General features: G+C 37.2%; 15 protein-coding genes. 4 read left to right on the forward strand and 11 right to left on the reverse strand.

Going from position 1 to position 16,861, the window contains the following annotated elements; all coding sequences use genetic code 11:
- Nucleotides 1–99: 99 nt before the first annotated feature.
- The 5 genes from aspA to ACFYKX_RS09035 all read right to left on the reverse strand — a co-directional run bounded on the left by aspA (nucleotide 100) and on the right by ACFYKX_RS09035 (nucleotide 4,428).
- A complete protein-coding gene (gene aspA / locus ACFYKX_RS09015; protein WP_389360238.1) occupies nucleotides 100–1,530 on the reverse strand; it encodes an aspartate ammonia-lyase in 1,431 nt (476 codons plus the stop codon).
- Nucleotides 1,531–2,004: 474 nt separating this feature from the next.
- A complete protein-coding gene (locus tag ACFYKX_RS09020; protein ID WP_389360240.1) occupies nucleotides 2,005–2,856 on the reverse strand; it encodes a DegV family protein in 852 nt (283 codons plus the stop codon).
- 249 nt (nucleotides 2,857–3,105) lie between these two features.
- Entirely contained in the window at nucleotides 3,106–3,273 is a 168-nt protein-coding gene (locus ACFYKX_RS09025) for a hypothetical protein (RefSeq protein WP_389360242.1), read from the reverse strand.
- Between the two features lie 25 nt (nucleotides 3,274–3,298).
- Nucleotides 3,299–4,072: a DUF1385 domain-containing protein gene (locus tag ACFYKX_RS09030; RefSeq protein WP_389360244.1), complete on the reverse strand. Its 774-nt coding sequence runs from the start codon at nucleotides 4,070–4,072 to the stop codon at nucleotides 3,299–3,301.
- 17 nt (nucleotides 4,073–4,089) lie between these two features.
- Nucleotides 4,090–4,428 carry a PadR family transcriptional regulator gene (locus ACFYKX_RS09035; protein WP_389360540.1) on the reverse strand — a complete coding sequence of 113 codons (339 nt, stop codon included), beginning with the start codon at nucleotides 4,426–4,428 and terminating at the stop codon, nucleotides 4,090–4,092.
- A 261-nt stretch (nucleotides 4,429–4,689) separates the two neighbouring features.
- On the opposite strand from ACFYKX_RS09035, the gene ACFYKX_RS09040 reads away from it, so the two are divergent.
- From ACFYKX_RS09040 to ACFYKX_RS09050, 3 genes are all read left to right on the forward strand, one after another.
- Entirely contained in the window at nucleotides 4,690–5,034 is a 345-nt protein-coding gene (locus ACFYKX_RS09040) for a PadR family transcriptional regulator (protein WP_389360245.1), read from the forward strand.
- Complete coding sequence (locus ACFYKX_RS09045; RefSeq protein ID WP_389360247.1) at nucleotides 5,031–5,534, forward strand: DUF2812 domain-containing protein; 504 nt, start codon at nucleotides 5,031–5,033, stop codon at nucleotides 5,532–5,534. The genes ACFYKX_RS09040 and ACFYKX_RS09045 overlap by 4 nt, the downstream gene beginning before the upstream one ends.
- 229 nt (nucleotides 5,535–5,763) lie before the next feature.
- Entirely contained in the window at nucleotides 5,764–7,104 is a 1,341-nt protein-coding gene (locus ACFYKX_RS09050; protein WP_389360249.1) for a YheC/YheD family protein, read from the forward strand.
- A gap of 84 nt (nucleotides 7,105–7,188) precedes the next feature.
- Here the strand turns inward: ACFYKX_RS09050 and ACFYKX_RS09055 are convergent, their stop codons facing one another.
- Nucleotides 7,189–8,442 (reverse strand): MFS transporter, encoded by a 1,254-nt coding sequence (locus ACFYKX_RS09055; RefSeq protein WP_389360251.1) that lies wholly within the window; start codon nucleotides 8,440–8,442, stop codon nucleotides 7,189–7,191.
- A gap of 482 nt (nucleotides 8,443–8,924) precedes the next feature.
- On the opposite strand from ACFYKX_RS09055, the gene katG reads away from it, so the two are divergent.
- Nucleotides 8,925–11,105 (forward strand): catalase/peroxidase HPI, encoded by a 2,181-nt coding sequence (katG, locus tag ACFYKX_RS09060; RefSeq protein WP_389360253.1) that lies wholly within the window; start codon nucleotides 8,925–8,927, stop codon nucleotides 11,103–11,105.
- 84 nt (nucleotides 11,106–11,189) lie between these two features.
- Here the strand turns inward: katG and ACFYKX_RS09065 are convergent.
- The 5 genes from ACFYKX_RS09065 to ACFYKX_RS09085 all read right to left on the reverse strand — a co-directional run bounded on the left by ACFYKX_RS09065 (nucleotide 11,190) and on the right by ACFYKX_RS09085 (nucleotide 16,855).
- A protein-coding gene (locus tag ACFYKX_RS09065) for an IS3 family transposase (protein ID WP_389360256.1) occupies nucleotides 11,190–12,745 on the reverse strand; the annotation gives its coding sequence in 2 pieces (ribosomal slippage) (nucleotides 11,190–12,109 and nucleotides 12,109–12,745; 1,557 coding nt in all).
- A gap of 116 nt (nucleotides 12,746–12,861) precedes the next feature.
- On the reverse strand, nucleotides 12,862–13,317 hold the full coding sequence (locus ACFYKX_RS09070; RefSeq protein ID WP_389360542.1) for a HEAT repeat domain-containing protein: 456 nt from the start codon (nucleotides 13,315–13,317) through the stop codon (nucleotides 12,862–12,864).
- An 810-nt stretch (nucleotides 13,318–14,127) separates the two neighbouring features.
- Nucleotides 14,128–14,739 carry a YpmS family protein gene (locus ACFYKX_RS09075; RefSeq protein WP_389360258.1) on the reverse strand — a complete coding sequence of 204 codons (612 nt, stop codon included), beginning with the start codon at nucleotides 14,737–14,739 and terminating at the stop codon, nucleotides 14,128–14,130.
- Between the two features lie 15 nt (nucleotides 14,740–14,754).
- Nucleotides 14,755–15,678 carry an SGNH/GDSL hydrolase family protein gene (locus tag ACFYKX_RS09080; protein WP_389360260.1) on the reverse strand — a complete coding sequence of 308 codons (924 nt, stop codon included), beginning with the start codon at nucleotides 15,676–15,678 and terminating at the stop codon, nucleotides 14,755–14,757.
- 265 nt (nucleotides 15,679–15,943) lie between these two features.
- Nucleotides 15,944–16,855, reverse strand: coding sequence for a MerR family transcriptional regulator (locus ACFYKX_RS09085; RefSeq protein WP_389360262.1), 912 nt, complete (start codon nucleotides 16,853–16,855; stop codon nucleotides 15,944–15,946).
- Nucleotides 16,856–16,861: the final 6 nt, after the last annotated feature.

Genomic DNA, 16,861 nt, shown 5'->3' on the forward strand with positions numbered 1-16,861 from the left:
AATTATTTAGCTATTCTCTATATTTAGCAATATTTGAAATATAAAAAAGGCACTATTCGCATGAAATAGTACCTATTTTATAGGAATAACAAACAGTTATTAATCTCTCTCCAGTAAAGAAGCCCCCGCTATCCCTGGCTTCGTCATCTCATATGGGTCCAGGATCAGATTCAGTTCTTCTTCTGTCAGAACATCGTATCTTAAGCAGAGTTCTCTAACTGGTACACCTTTTATAATGGCCTCTGTTGCAATCTGTGACGCTACATTGTATCCAATATGTGGGTTTACAGCTGTAATCACTCCTACACTCTTTTCCACGTACTCTTTAAGGCGCTCTTCATTTGCTGTGATTCCTTTTAAGCAATGTTCTGTAAACGTACGGAAAGCATTGTTCATGATACTAATCGATTGAAGAAGGTTAAAAATTAAGACCGGTTCCATGACATTTAATTCAAACTGACCAGCTTCAGATGCAAGGCAAATCGTTTGGTCATTTCCAACTACTTGGAAGGCTACCTGATTAATGAGTTCTGGTAAAACCGGATTTACTTTTCCAGGCATGATGGAAGAACCTGGTTGCCTTGCAGGTAACGAGATTTCTCCCAAACCTGCCCTTGGTCCTGATGCCATTAACCTTAAGTCATTAGCGATTTTTGACATGTTCAACATACATACTTTTAACGTTCCTGATACTTCTGTATAAGCATCTGTGTTTTGCGTCGCATCCACAAGGTGCTCAGCTCCGGTTAACGGAAGTCCACTGATGTCTTTTAAATATTTTACTACTAATTCAATATAACGAGGGTCTGCATTTAACCCGGTTCCAACAGCTGTTGCTCCCATGTTAACTTCATATAAATGCTGCCTTGAATGTTTAATTCGTTTTATATCACGTTCAATCACACGGCTATAGGCTTCAAATTCCTGTCCTAGACGAATAGGAACAGCATCCTGTAGGTGAGTGCGTCCCATTTTAATAATATGATTAAATTGATCTGCCTTTTGTTGAAATACTGCGTGCATTTCTTCCATTGAGACCAATAATTTTTCTAACAGATTTAACGCTGCAATATGCATTGCCGTTGGGAAAGCATCATTCGTAGATTGTGCCATATTAACATGAATATTTGGACTACAATGGAAGTAGTCTCCTTTTTCTTGACCAAGCAACTCAATTGCACGGTTGGCAATGACTTCATTTATATTCATATTAATGGAAGTTCCTGCTCCACCTTGGATAGGATCCACAATAATTTGGTCATGCAACTTTCCTTCTATTAACTCATCTGCCGCTTTAACAATGTTTTCCCCGATTCCGGAGTAAAGATGTTTAATGTCCATATTCGCAAGGGCAGCTGCTTTTTTCACAACAGCCATAGCCTTTATAAGTTCTTCGTGAATTCGATACCCTGTAATCGGAAAGTTTTCAACTGCTCGAAGTGTTTGAATTCCATAATATGCACCGGCAGGAACTTCCTTCTCTCCTAAAAAATCTTTTTCCGTTCTCATTTGAATCTTTGTATTCACCATTTACTTCAGACCCCTCTATTTATCCATAGAAATTCTTAACCTATTTATTTGTCACATGCCTATTAAAACAAATCAAATCGTAAAGCTCAAGGGTTTCCGGTATTGTATTAAAGTAAAAAACACTTTGTTACTTATCAATAAGTTAAGTTGGAAGAACAAGTTCGTCCCATTGCGCTGCAGCCACTCGCTTTCCGCGGGGAGGAAGCTGAGCCTCCTCGGCACGCCTGTGGTGTCTCAGCCTTTCCTCTACTTCCTGCAGGAGTCGAGTGTTCTCCGCTCCTAGTTATTAATAATGTTGTGCAGGATCAACAAATCTATTGAAGAAAATAAATACCCGAACTATTAGGCGAAATATTCATTAAAATATTTCCTAATAATTCGGGTTTATCATATGTCCAAGCCTCTTTCTCTAAATCTATTCAATGGCACTAAGGGATTATTGTCCCATTAGAATGTTAGACAAAGTCACCCTCCCTAAGCTTCTAATCCTGCTATCCCGAATCCCCCAGGTCCAGAATGAGTCGAAATCATGGCTCCTGCTTGAATCCACCTTACATGTTGGAATCCAGCTTCTTTAGCGAGTTCATCCATCCGCTGCTTAATGCTATCTTCAAGTCCAATGGAATAGATAAAGTAGAGCTGTTCTCGATCAATGTTGTATTCCGTTAAATATTCTTGAAAGAGTTTTTCAGAAACCCCCATCATTTTCCCGCGATATTTTTTTGTAGAGACAAGCTTTCCATCCTTCAATTCAATACAAGGCTTTATTTTTAACAAAGCTCCTCCGAGGTAAGCCATATTGCTTACCCTTCCACCCGCTCTTAAAAAATCTAAGCTACCAGGCGTAAAAGCGAGCCTTGATTTAGGTACCACTGCTTCTATCTTTTCGACTAAGCGCTCAGGCTCAATCGTAGGTTCTTTCTCTAACACAGTAGCAGCATACAATACGATAGCTGCTAAGCCACCTGTAACGTTCAAAGCGTCGATTAAGAAAATATCTTCTAATTCTTCCGCTGCAATGTTTGCGTTTTGAAAGGAAGACGATGCCTTTGATGTATAACCTATATGTATAATTATTGAATCAGGGTAATCTGCTCTTATCTTGGTAAAAAGCTCTTGATACTCATGAACATTTGTGGCTGCTGTAGAGGGGATCTTTTTGGTACGCCCATAGTAATCATAAATCTCTTCAACTGGTAAAACACCATCTAAATAATCCTTGCCATCCATGATGACATGCATCGGGACTACTTGAACAGCATATTTGCTAGCTAAATCTTCTGGTAAATCGGCACCACTCTCAGTAGATAAAATAATTTTTCTCACTACATTTCCTCCTCTAATATCGTTAAAACAGCCCTAATGTTTCTAGCATGAATATGCCATATTTTAACTATACACTAGAAAAGAAGGAAAGCATGTATTTTTTTATCTTTGAATACATTACTCATGTACGTGCCGCTAGTATAATCCATTCAATATTTGATTTCCTCTTACACTTCCACAATAAACAGCCAATTTGAAAAAAGGCAAAAAAATAGGACAAGAGTGGAGTGTCCCCCTTGTCCTTCTGTATTAAGCTTCTTTCCTCTTCATCATTGATAATATATTCGCAGCTACAAGTAGAATTAAAATCGTACCAGTTTCATAAGTTTCTACTGGTTTGTCACTAATAAAATAATTATAGACCGTTATAAGCAATGCGAATGCAAGACATATTCTACTATATAAATGATGTTTCATTTCTTTATTTCTCCTTTCACATTCATTAGGCAGTTTTGTTTGCTTTTAGCAAAGCTTCCTCTTTTTCTAGTAGGCTTTGAAAAGCTTGGCGCGAAACTTCTAAATGTTCTTCCTTCGGTTTTGAGGTTGTTAATAACTGAAAGGCATAACCGGCCCACTTAAATGGCATGACTACGCTTCGAACATATTTGTTTTGACTCATGATCACTTCACCATAAAACGGGAACCAAATGAATATCTTCAGCCACATTGGCATGGGGATGTACGCCATGATGATGGCATATATGATGAGCAAGATGGTGCAGCTCGATCCACACCACTCATGTATTCTAGTTGTTTTCTTTCCTTCTTCGATTGTAAGTGAACGATTTTGTAAATATAAATTATGTAGCACGTGCTCTGCCGCATGATATTTCCCTTTAGCAGTTACCTTAAGCATGATAATGACCATTGCTAACCCTACTATCATCCCAGAGAGAAATGAGTCATTTTTGGCTTCTGTAGTGATTGTTTCGATGACGATGGGCATGCGATAGACCATCACAAACGGTGCAATTAAGAAAAACAAGCCTATCCACCATGTCATATAGAAGGCAAAAATGGTATCTGCAAAACCACGCAGCAATGGAATTTGAAGCCCACTGTGTACCCAACCTGGTAGTGGTTTTTGTTTTTTTATTTCAACAGTAATCTCTCCATTTTTATCTCTTGTTGCTTTTGATTGATAATTTTTCCCATAAAATGACACTGCATTACTATGTGCCATGCCACCATTAATTAATAGCTCATTTTCTTTCATGGTTCTTCTCTCCTTCATTATCTACTTTGGTTTAACTCATCTATATACTCTTTTCCGTTACGAACAAGTTGTTCTAGTCTTGCAAACTCCAACATTACTACTTCTTTTCCGAGACTAGTAAGTATGTAGCTTTTCCTTCTTTCAGAATCCTCTTTACCTTCTTTTTTAATGAGGTTTTGTTTTTCTAACTTACTTAGAGCTCCATATATAGTACCCGCTCCAAGCTTTGTCTCCCCTTTGCTTAGTTCCTCAACCTTTTGCATAATTCCATAACCATGGCGAGGTTCAAGGAGGGATATTAGGATATAAAAGGTTGAATAAGTAAGAGGAAGAAACTGATGTGCTATTTTACTTATGACTTGCCACCCCTTATATCGCCATTTCCTATTACGTTCATCGCTGTATCACCGGTCGTTATATCGACACAGGATGTATCGTACATCGATATAATACATCGACCTCCGATATATTGCAACCCCTTTTTTCCTTTTATTTCTATAATTTTTTATCCTTCGAACCTTATATTTCTTTGGAACGATTACCATACAAGGGAATATGCCGAATGATGCACATTCTGCTATAATAAAATCTTGAAGTAGATTATTGGAGGTAACAGAATGAAAAAAACCTCACCAACTCAGTACTTACCACTTACGCATACAACGTATTACATATTAATTTCTCTCGTAACACCGCTTCATGGATATGGCATCATGCAGAAAGTTGAAGAAATGAGCAATGGTGATGTTAAATTAGGTCCAGGGACGTTATACGGAGCTCTAAGTAAATTAGAAAAAGAAAAACTTATTATAAAAACTGAGGAAGACGAAGAACGAAGGAAATGTTATATCCTCACCGAACTTGGCAAGCAAGTCGTGAAGCTAGAATGGGATCGATTACAAACCTTAGTGGAAGTAAGTCGAAACTTGGTCGAGAGCATTGAGGTGGAGGAAAACCTATGACCACTAAAAAAGTATTTAAAATCTTCTGGGCTTGGCAGGATAGCAATGAGGAAGTATGGCTAAATCAGATGGCCAAAGAAGGCTGGGCCTTAAGGTCTTACAAGTATCTTTATACGTTTGATAAGGCTGAGCCTGATAACTATATTTATAAGCTTGATTACAAAGCGAATAAAGATGATGATTTGGATGAATATAAGATGATTTTCCAAGACGCTGGTTGGGAGTATGTGACTCGTTACGGAGATTGGCATTATTTCCGAACTCTGGCAACAGAAGATACTTCTCCCGAAATTTATACAGAATGTGAATACAAAATTGAAAAATACAATAGCTTGCTATCAAACCTGACTGCAGCACTTATCGCACTGATCGTTTTTGCCATAATTGGGTTGACTACATACCAATCACCTCTCTTATTTGGAATTTTTCTATCTCTTTTAAGTATCATTTCGGTATGTATTTTCAAAGTCAAACAAAAGATTAATAGGTTAAGAGAATGAAAAAAGGCGGTCCTTCCTTAGGTACCGCCTTTTTCATATGACATAAATCAAAATAAAGAACATTCCTTAATGATAGCCCCCTCACTATTACTTGCCAAATTTGCTATAAAAAAGCAGCATTAGTTAAGAACGCAAGCCTATTTATTAAAAAATATGGACAAGTGCTTTTACAGAAAAGAGTCTTATTTAATACAATAAAGCATGTCAAAAAATAAGGAGTTGAACCGCTATGACAGACAAGTTGATTTACTCGGTCGTTATTGATAAGGAGCTTAGTCCACATGAGATTCACCTCCATGCTGAAACATTAAAACAACTCTATATGGAGTCAAACTCCATCGAATTGAATTTCGGAAACCTTACAAAAAAATTAACGATTAAGGTCGATCATACGTTAAAAATAAATCAAATAAAGCTTCCATCTTACTTAAACGAAACCATATCTATACCCAATCTTCCCTATGTTTGCTTTTTCAAAGAAGATCTTCTATTCTTAGGACCTGTTATTGGTTTCAAATTAAGCTTTTACGAATATACCCATTTTCAAAATTTATTGAAGCTTCGTTTTTCAAATTATGATCAGATTAAGGGTCTACTATTTATATTTAATGATCAAACCATTAACCAACAGGATAAAACAATTACTGGCTTCTATTATGAACCATCCACCAATCAATTCATTGAAGGCACTTTTCCTTATCCTGGGGCAATCTACAGTCGCTCTAGAATGAAACCCGAAACTTATAGCCACTTTAAAGAGCATATTGGGGAAAATATATTTAACTACCCTTATGAAAATTATAATAAATATACTTTTTGGACCAAATTATCAAAAATACCTTATATAAGAGAACATCTACCTGTTACCAGTGAATATACCGGGGTGGATAGTTTGCTAGACATGCTTGCGAAATACGAATCCGTCTTTGTGAAACCTACCTCATTAAGTAGAGGAAAAGGAATTTTCCACATAGCAAAAGTCAACGACGGGTATATGTTATCAGATAACAACGGTAAAAAAACACCTATTAATTCAGAAAAGATGTTAGCAAAAGTATTTCCGTCAAAAATTCAAAAGAACAAACAGTATATCGTGCAACAGGAAATCCCTTTTTATCATTTTGGTAAAAAAATAGATTTCCGTTTATATCTCCAAAAAGACTGCACTAAAAACTGGAAGTATTCGGGCATGGAAACAAAAGTGGCGAATGTCGGAAGTGTCGTCTCAAATTCAACATACAGAGAGAAAATGATGCCAGGTGAAGTAGCTCTTAAGGAAATCTATCGTTTAAATGAAGATGAAATAAAACTAAAAATAGCTGAGTTAACTAAATTAGGCTCGAATGTACTAAACGTAATTGAGAAAATTGATCGAGCACACTTCGGTGATGTTGCCATTGATTTAGTATTAGATAAAGAGTGTAAGATTTGGTTACTAGAAGTACAAGTGAACTATGCTGCAGATAGAAAAGCACTTAGGTCAGTCGATGAACGCCAGGTCCTCCCTTCTATCCTTCCTACACCGTTTGAATATGCTAAAGTATTAGCTGGATTTAATATGTCGGAATAAACCATCAATGGTATAACAAGTGACGAAAAACGGTCATCCCCTCAGGATGACCGTAATTACATATATCCCCAGACTCTATTATCATTATTCTTGAGCTTTATACCCAGTCCCCTGCTCCTTTTCCTTAATAGACATCACACCGATTAACCCCAACAAAGCAAAGATTACTGGAGTAATGAACCCATAGTAGTAACCTCCACTTAGACTTCCGGAAACGGTCTGAAAATTATCCAATATCATTCCAAAAATGAATGGCAGTAATACTGCGCTTAGAAAGCCACCAGTATTCGCAAACCCAGTAACGATACCAGATTCTTTTAAAGGAAACGTAAGACGAACGACTGCAAACGTTAAAGAATTTGCGCCAAATCCAAAGCCTATAATAAAGAAAAGCAGATAAATTACAATTAATGGAGGGGGTTCAGTGAATAAAAGAAACGTAGACCAACATAGTAACACGATAATATGAAAGAGAATATAAGGTCGCTTAATGGCATTTAGATAACTTGACACCCATCCAATTAGTGGTGCGCCCATAAGCGCTCCAATCAGGCTTATCATAATGAGTTGGCTAGCATCTAGTCGTGTCATTCCATGCACATCCATTAAATAGGGCACTGCCCATGACCCGATAAATCCAATATAGCCTCCGACCAATCCAAAATGACAAAAGAATAATGCCCATGCTTGCCGGTTCGAAAATATTCTTCTTAATAGGAACCATGTTTTTTCATTTTGTCCTTTATTTTTCACAATTATCGTTTGCTTTGATTTTTGTACAAGTATAAAATAAAGGAAGATACTACATAAACATAAACACACTCCAGCTGAGAGAAATGCTCCCCTCCATCCAAGAAAGACAATGAGTCCCGAGAAAGGAACAGTTGCCATTAGAAAACCAAGGCTTCCTGTCATTCCTGCAAAACCAATTAATCGAGTAAATTCCTTTTTATTAAACCATTGAGCTAAAACAAGCACCATATTCACCCAGATTGTTGCATCCCCTATCCCCGTTAAGATTCTAGCGAAAAATAGGACAAATTCATGTGCGCTAAGACTATATATGATTGTACCTATACCTGTAAGTGCGGCACCGATAATAAGAAAAAAATGAGGCCCATAACGATCAGCAAGAATACCCATCGGAACTTGTAAACCCGTATATACAAAAAATTGAATACTAGTGATTAATCCTACCATTGACGCTGTAATACTAAAATCCGTCATTAATTGATCTGTAATTAATCCAGGCGCCGTTCGTTGACTTGCCATGACTAAATACGTGAACAATACAGAAGCAAATATAACCCATCTAAGTTTACTGTTTCGTTTGTCCAATGATATCTACTCCTGTTCGCTTTTATCCTATATATATGGAGCTGTTGTCAGAGTAGGAACCATATTTTTAAAAGGATCTAATTAAATCACTGTCCTCTCTTTCGTTTTATAAAGCAAATACTGTTTGTCATATTAGACTGTATTAAGCTGATGTACTAGGGATTATTCTGCATAATTCAGAAACCAGATAAATATACTTGTACAGTCATAAATTACATATGAGTAGTACAAGGAAACGTCTTTCCTTTACACAAACCCTTTAATACTAACGCATAAATCCATTTACTCATCCCAAGAAAAAATACTAAGGCATATTATTCGCTTATTTTTTCTTTATAGGTTATATTTTTTTGTAATTATAACTTAATAATAATTATTGTAATCTAGTTTATTATTTAGTATAATTACAATGTAATAATGATAATCACTATCATGTTTGTTAGTTTCTAAGAAATATAGATATATATAAGGAGGAAACAATTATGCACTCTAAAGACACTTCTAACGTGGGTGGATGCCCATTCCACGGCGCTGCAACTAGTCCAAAAACAAGTGGTACACAAAATCGAGACTGGTGGCCGAATCAATTGAACTTAAACATTCTCCATCAACATGACAAAAAATCGAATCCTCTGGGAGAAGATTTCAATTATGCAGAAGAATTTAAAAAACTAGACTATCAAGCTCTAAAGCAAGATCTTCATAATTTAATGACCGACAGTCAAGATTGGTGGCCAGCGGATTATGGACATTACGGCCCTTTCTTTATTCGTATGGCTTGGCACGCTGCAGGTACATACCGTACAGGTGATGGCCGTGGTGGCGGTAATACTGGTAATCAGCGTTTCGCTCCACTAAATAGCTGGGCTGACAACGGAAACTTAGATAAAGCACGTCGCCTACTTTGGCCGATTAAGCAAAAGTATGGAAACAAAATTTCTTGGGCTGACTTAATGCTTCTAACAGGTAATGTTGCGATTGAATCAATGGGCGGTAAGACATTTGGTTTCGGTGGTGGACGCGCAGATATTTGGCATCCAGAAGAAGACATCTACTGGGGTACTGAAACAGAAATGTTAGGTAATAACCGCTACTCAGGTGAACGTGATCTTGAAAATCCTCTTGCAGCCGTTCAAATGGGTCTTATCTATGTGAACCCTGAAGGTCCAGACGGTAAGCCAGATCCGATTGCAAGTGCTCGTGATATTCGTGAAACCTTTGGACGTATGGGAATGAACGATGAAGAAACGGTTGCACTTATTGCTGGTGGTCATACATTTGGTAAGGCACATGGTGCTGGAGATGCTGCTCAAGTTGGTCCAGAGCCAGAAGCTGCTCCTATTGAGGCACAAGGCTTAGGCTGGTTAAGCACTCACGGCAGCGGTAAAGGCCGAGACACTATCACAAGTGGGATTGAAGGTGCTTGGACTGCCAATCCAACTCAGTGGGATAACGGTTACTTTGACCTTCTGTTTGGATACGAATGGTGGTTAACAAAGAGTCCTGCCGGTGCATATCAATGGCTTGTTGTAGATCCTGATGAAAAGGATCTTGCACCAGATGCAGAAGATGCAAGCATTAAAGTTCCAACGATGATGACAACAGCTGATATGGCATTACGTCATGACCCAGCTTATGAAAAGATTGCTCGTCGTTTCCACGAGAACCCAGAAGAGTTTGCAGATGCATTTGCTCGTGCTTGGTTCAAACTATTACACCGTGACATGGGTCCTGTTTCTAGATATTTAGGTCCTGAAGTTCCACAAGAAGAGTTAATTTGGCAAGATCCAGTTCCAACTGTTGACTATGAATTAACAGAAGACGAAGTGGCAAAAATTAAAACATTAATTCTAGACTCTGGTCTAACCATTGGCGAGTTAGTGACAACTGCTTGGGCTTCAGCAAGTACTTTCCGCGGTTCAGATAACCGTGGTGGCGCAAATGGTGGACGTATTCGCCTTGCTCCACAAAAAGAGTGGGAAGTAAACCAACCGGAACAACTTGCAAAAGTACTTGGCGTGCTTGAAAACATTCAAAGTCACCTTGAAAAGAAAGTCAGTCTTGCTGACCTAATTGTACTAGGTGGTAGTGCTGCAGTAGAAAAAGCTGCACAAGACGCAGGCGTAGATGTAACTGTTCCGTTTGCTGCTGGACGTGGCGATGCTACACAAGAGCAAACAGATGTAGAAAGCTTTGAAGTACTAGAGCCTGTAGCAGATGGTTTCCGCAACTATCAGAAGAAGCAGTTCAGTGTAAGTGCAGAAGAGCTTCTTGTGGATAAGGCTCAATTACTAGGCCTTACTGCACCAGAAATGACTGTTCTGATTGGTGGTATGCGTGTTCTAGGTACGAACTATGGTGGTACACAGCACGGAGTATTCACTGATCGTGTAGGTACACTTACAAACGACTTCTTCGTGAACTTGCTTGACATGGGAGTTGAATGGAAGCCTGTAGACGGTATGGTATATGAAGGACGTGATCGTAAAACTGGTGAAGTAGTACGTACAGCAACTAGAGTGGACCTAGTATTCGGTTCTAACTCTGTCCTACGTGCTCTTGCAGAAGTCTATGCTCAAGAAGATAACAAAGAAAAGTTTGTATGTGACTTTGTTGCTGCTTGGGTGAAAGTGATGAATGCGGATCGTTTTGATCTTAAGTAATCACTGAAACTAGAGGTAAAAAATAAAGCACGCAAACCTTGAACTGCACCCTGTCAAGTAGACAGTGGAAATAATAAAAATGATTTAAGCGGCTTTAGCTCTATATTCCATAGGGCTAAGGCCGTTTAGTCGTTTTTGATATCTATTGTAATTATAAAAATGGATATATTCATTTATCGCAAGAGAAAGTTCCTCAAACGTCTTATATTTATGTAAATAATACTTCTCACATTTCAGTGTTCCCCAAAAAGATTCCATTGGTCCATTATCAATACACCGCCCCACTCGTGACATACTTTGTGTCATCTTTGCCGCATCTACCTTACGCTTAAATCCTTTAGAAGTGTATTGGAACCCACGATCACTATGGATAAGTGGCTGTTCACCATCTAATAGTACTGTAGCTTGGTCAAGTGTTTTGAATACAAGTTGATTATTATTGGAATGTCCTAGAACGTAACTTACAATTGAACCATCATAAAGATCACGAATCGCACTTAAATAGGCCTTCTTTGACTGGCCATACTTAAATTCTGTAACATCCGTAACCCACTTTTCATTTGGTTTTTCCGCGGTGAATTCCCGATTTAATATATTTTCTGCCACATGTTGAGGATTAGAGCGTTTATATTGCTTTTTCTTGACCTTAATGACAGAACGTAAGCCAGCCACTTTCATTAGCCGATAGATTCTTTTATGATTAAGTTTCTCATTAAACTGCCGATTCATGTGAAGAGTCATTTGGCGGTAACCAAAGGTCCCATCAACTTTTCTATGAAGAATTTTCATCTCTTTGATAATTTCTTCATTTAGAAGCTCACGGGGAGAAGGGGTGCGATTTAGCCACTTATAGTATGCAGAACGGGCAATCTCTGCAATTTCACAAAGTAAAATAATGCTTAAATTCTCTTTCTGGTTAAGCTCCTGAATAGCAATGTACTTATCCTCAAAGCGGATTTGGCTTATTTTCGCCTCCTTTCGATCTCCTCTAACTTTTTTAAGTATAAATTTTCCGCACGTAACCGTTCATTTTCTCTTTCTAACTTTTTCATTTGAAGTTCGATTTTCTCTTCTGGAGTTAGTTTAGCTTCTTCTTTCTTATTACCACGTTTATCTTTCAGGGCTTCATCTCCGCCATCGTCATACTTCTTAACCCATTGATAGACTTGTTGATAAGAAACGTTATATGTATTAGCTGCTTCTTGATAATCTTTTCCGTTCTCCAAGCAATCCATTACAATTTGTATTCGTTCTTCCCAAGTCGTTTTTCTTCCTTTAGTCATAGAGCTCGTCCTTCCTTTTGACGTGTCCTTTAAATCTCTATGACTATTATACTTCTTTACCCAACCTCTGAGGACAGAAGTACTCGATATTTCATATAATCTAGCAACCTCACGTATCGAATACTTCCCAGACAGATAATCTTTAATGGCAGCTAGCTTCAAATCCTTTGAATACATCTTCCAAGTAGAAGACTCATTTAGACCTTCCAAGCCATACTTATCATACTTGTGTTTCCAGTCTAAAATCGTTGAATGGTGCACGTTGTATTTTGACTCAAGTTTATATGCTGAATAATGCTCATCTAATGCCTTTAATATCTTGATTTTCTCTTCTGCAGAGTAAGATCTTTTGGACATAAAAAATACTCCCCCATAAGCAGTCAGATTTTTATTTTTTAATCTGTCTACCTATAGGGGAGCATATCACCTCCCTTATGGAGAATTGCGTGCTTTTTCATTTGAGCTATTAATTCCTATTTAATATCTAAGCTTGCCCATGTCTCTTTAAGCCACTTATTAAAGTTCTTTCCTTTATTTCCTTCATACGTATCGTATAAATCCATTCTCATTTTTTTCACTTTTTCTTTAAAATCTTCAAAGGAATGATCCTCCGGTAAGCTTTTCTTTATTCTTAGTAAGATCTTATTTGTATCTTTAAAAAGCTCTCCTGTTTTCTTTTCAGGCATCGTAACGTCTTGCCCCCACGAAACCAACTGATCGTAGGCAGCTTCCTGTACTCGATAAACAGAATCCCCTTTCAGACGGTACTTCAATAATTCGATTGCCTCTTTACTTTTCCAAGCCCCTAACTTATCAATCGTATCCAAGCGCTCTCTCCAATTAGAAGCTCGATTAAGTGACTTTTTCAATTCATCAAAGTTATCCGGAAGGTTTTTCTTTGTAACACTTACTTTAAAGTCAGACTTTATTTCTTTACCTCTAGCTTCATTATTCCGCAGACCTGACCTTGAACCCTGTTTCCTTGTATCTGCTTTCAATTCACTTTTTCTACTATCTGGTCTAGTCGCTGTTTTTCTAACACTTTTAGTTCCAGTATTCTTACCATCTGTTCTTGTCTCTTTATTTCTGAAATCTATTTTAGTGCCACCACTCTTGCCATCTGTTCTTTCTTTATTTCTAAAATCTGTTTTAGTTCCACTGCTCTTAACTTCTGTTCTTGTCTCTTTTTTCCTAGAGCCTGTTTTACCAGCGCTTCCTCGAAAATCGGATTTTGTTTCTTTATTCCTCATACTTGTTCTTGATTCGTTTTTTCTCAATCTAGTCAATTCCTTTCAGGAGAAACTATCTTAAACCTTAGTCTCATTCTGCCATTATAAACCACATCAAATACGTTTGGATGATTTTTTTATTAAGGCTCTTTTCGTAATATTTGTTCTATTTAAGTACTTTAAACTACTTTTAAACGGATTATGGTGCCGTTTTCTTTATTTTGAGAAGAAAAGATGCCACAAAGCAGCATAGAATCCGTGTTGGAGACCATATAGAAATAGCAACAATTTATGCGAAAACAGCCCTTATAAAAGAAAAACTTTGCGAAAACAATGGACGTCCAGATTCCTACTATACTACACTATGACCTGATTGGAGGAGTAAAGTGAACATAAGTAAGGAATTAAAAGAGGCACGCCTCCCTCCCCTAATAGAGGATAATTGCGTGCCTTCTTGTTTAGAAGTATAGGTAAGGTTACTTTGACTCTTCGTTCGAATGTTCAGTAAACCTATAAACCCAATGTTTTATTCGGTACTTTAATTCTGAACGAGATATGATCATTCTTTAAATCAAAACTCTGTATCTTTACTTTAAAGTTACTTTTTACTTCCATTTGCGTTACGGCAATATAGATAAGTTGGTTTTTAGGGTCAATTTCAACCCATTCAGGTGAACTTAATTCCTTCTTCACGTATTCAAGAATCTTTTTTTCTGGCAATTTCAATAATCCAAGTGACATATCTGATGCATACAAGACAAGGTCTCCGTTTTCTTGTACGAAGGGTTCCAACGTGATGGATATTGGAATTTCAGTTTGGAAGGCTTCAACAGATCCCATTAATTGAACATGTTCATTTAAATTGACTGTATATTTATTATCTTTATCCTTCATGAAATGATCTACATATTCATTGACTAATTCACTCAAGTTTTGCTTGCTTGAATGGATTGTAAATTCAGCACCTGGTTCCTCTTCAATAAATTCCTTTATAGGTATTTCTGTATCTGATACGGGCCAAAATAAAAAAATGAAGAAAGATAAAACGATAAATCCATTTACTCCAATTATCCCCAAAAATAATTGTTTCCATGATGGTTTGGGTTTAAATTGTACTTCCATCTCATTCCCCTTTTTCTATTCAATATCCTCGATCGGCAACTCAGTTTCTTCATATTTATTTAAATACTCAAGGACTCGCTGTGCCATTAATTTATACCCTGTCGTATTTGGGTGAAAATTATCAGCAGCTAGTAGATTAATAGTAGGATTCGAGAATAAGTCTTCTATTGGAATATAATTTATATTCTCAAACTCTTCTGTAACCTCTTCACCTGCTCGATTCCACTCATTAAGGATTTCCTTTAGCTGCCCAATATGACCAAAGTAAAGCTCAAATGGATTATAAAATCCAATCAAATAGATTTGCGTGTCTGGGTTTAACTCGTTCACTTTATTAAAAATGCTAGTTAACCGCTCAACATATTTAATTTTCTCTTCTTGAAAAGGCTCTATAGTTAGGTTTGTATAATTGCTTCTAACAACGTTCATAATATCATTTGCACCAATTGTGATTAAAACAATATCAGCATCTTTTATAGCTGATGCGATCTCTTCTTTTTCTAACCTTTTTAATAATTGATCGGTTCGATTTCCTCTTTTTCCGAAGTTTTCGATAGAGATTTTTATGTTATTATCTTCAAATGTGTGGTTTAAAATACCTACGTAACCGCCACTCTCTGTTTCATCCCCGACACCTTGAGTCAGGGAATCACCAATAGAAACGATTTTTTTATCATGACTAAAAAAATTGATTGCCCCTTCTAACACTTCTCTGACTTTTTCTCTTACTGCTTCTGCCACTGGTTTTTCATCTATGTTAGTTGCTTCTGGTTCTTTCATGACTGTAGACTCAACAGAATTCATACCTTGTGAGTTAGTAATAGTTGAAGCAACACTTACACTTTCTTCCTTTATTTCACTATTGTTCTGAACAAATGAATAAAGAAGGAAACATAGTAAGATGACACTAAAAGTAATGATTGGAACCTTCTTCTTCACGTATATTCACCACCAGTTTTATATGAAATAAAAGTTGTCTAGAGTATCTAGTATATTTTTCAACATTAAGAAGACAATAAATTATTTTATCACCCATCAACTGATAAAGTAAGAGAATTTTATATATTCTCACTCCTTTTTGAGGGTTAAAATGTTGGAAATTCCTTAAAAGTACCTTCCGCTAAAAAAAGAAAAAAGCACGCAAAACTCCCTTGCTATGGGAGATTTGAATGCTTTTAAAACATAGGGATGCTCTGGTGTTTCCTTACCCAAGAATCTCATCCAACGAATCCGTATATTGAATATTCCTAAGCTTTACTTTACATTCTGTTAGGAACTTATAAGTTCCTGGCCCACCTATATAGAAACTAGTGTGCTTTATGTTTGCAGCAAATTGATCTAATTTTAGAAGAAGATTTGGATCTTTCTCGAAAGGAACAGTGGTTATTGCCGATAAAACTACGCGGTTAGGCTGAAGCTTTTCAATCGTTTTTTCAATGGAACCTTCTGCCGGGGTAGCTCCTACGAAGACCGTTTTCCATCCCTTTAGCATGGCGAGCAATAAAAGCAGCATGACAGGTACTTCGTGTAGTTCGTTAGGAAGACATGCCCCTAGGATTGTCGGAGCATTGTCTCGATATTTGTAATTCCTTCGTAACTGAACAAGAAAATCCCTTACCACCATACTTGCAATTGCCTCTTGATATTCTTCCCATTCCCCTTTTTCTAAACGTGAACCTATTTCACATAAAAAGGGGATGACAACCGTATGGATAAAATCCTCTAACCCTTTTTCATGGTAAGCTTGCTGTAAAATATAGTTCATTCCTACTTCACTTAGATTTGTACCTTCCTTTAACAATTCTAGTACATAATCATTTAACACTTGAAAAGAGTTCTCCGTTTGCCAAATAGAATCGTCAGAACTTTGGTCCGAAGAAGACTCCTCTTTTTCCACGATAAGTGCGGCTTGTTTGACTGTATATCCTTGATCAACCAACCTTTTGACTCTAAGAAGGCTGTTTATATTCGCTTCTGAATAGATTCGATACCCATTTTCAAGTCGTTCGGGAATGATAATTTCATATCTTTCCTCCCACTTTCGTAGGACTTGTTTGGACAATCCTGTTATTTCTGAAGCTTGCTTTATGGAATAAGTAGGGTGTTCTAAAGTCATAAGTAC

The organism is Cytobacillus spartinae (assembly GCF_042865285.1).
Taxonomy (GTDB): domain Bacteria; phylum Bacillota; class Bacilli; order Bacillales; family Cytobacillaceae; genus Robertmurraya_A; species Robertmurraya_A spartinae.

Coding starts and splice junctions, on each gene's coding strand:
- ACFYKX_RS09075 (WP_389360258.1), bottom strand. CDS start 14,739: ATGGAAGTACAATTTAAACCCAAACCATCATGGAAACAATTATTTTTG.
- ACFYKX_RS09045 (WP_389360247.1), top strand. CDS start 5,031: ATGACCACTAAAAAAGTATTTAAAATCTTCTGGGCTTGGCAGGATAGC.
- ACFYKX_RS09030 (WP_389360244.1), bottom strand. CDS start 4,072: ATGAAAGAAAATGAGCTATTAATTAATGGTGGCATGGCACATAGTAAT.
- ACFYKX_RS09025 (WP_389360242.1), bottom strand. CDS start 3,273: ATGAAACATCATTTATATAGTAGAATATGTCTTGCATTCGCATTGCTT.
- ACFYKX_RS09040 (WP_389360245.1), top strand. CDS start 4,690: ATGAAAAAAACCTCACCAACTCAGTACTTACCACTTACGCATACAACG.
- aspA (WP_389360238.1), bottom strand. CDS start 1,530: ATGGTGAATACAAAGATTCAAATGAGAACGGAAAAAGATTTTTTAGGA.
- ACFYKX_RS09050 (WP_389360249.1), top strand. CDS start 5,764: ATGACAGACAAGTTGATTTACTCGGTCGTTATTGATAAGGAGCTTAGT.
- katG (WP_389360253.1), top strand. CDS start 8,925: ATGCACTCTAAAGACACTTCTAACGTGGGTGGATGCCCATTCCACGGC.
- ACFYKX_RS09085 (WP_389360262.1), bottom strand. CDS start 16,855: ATGACTTTAGAACACCCTACTTATTCCATAAAGCAAGCTTCAGAAATA.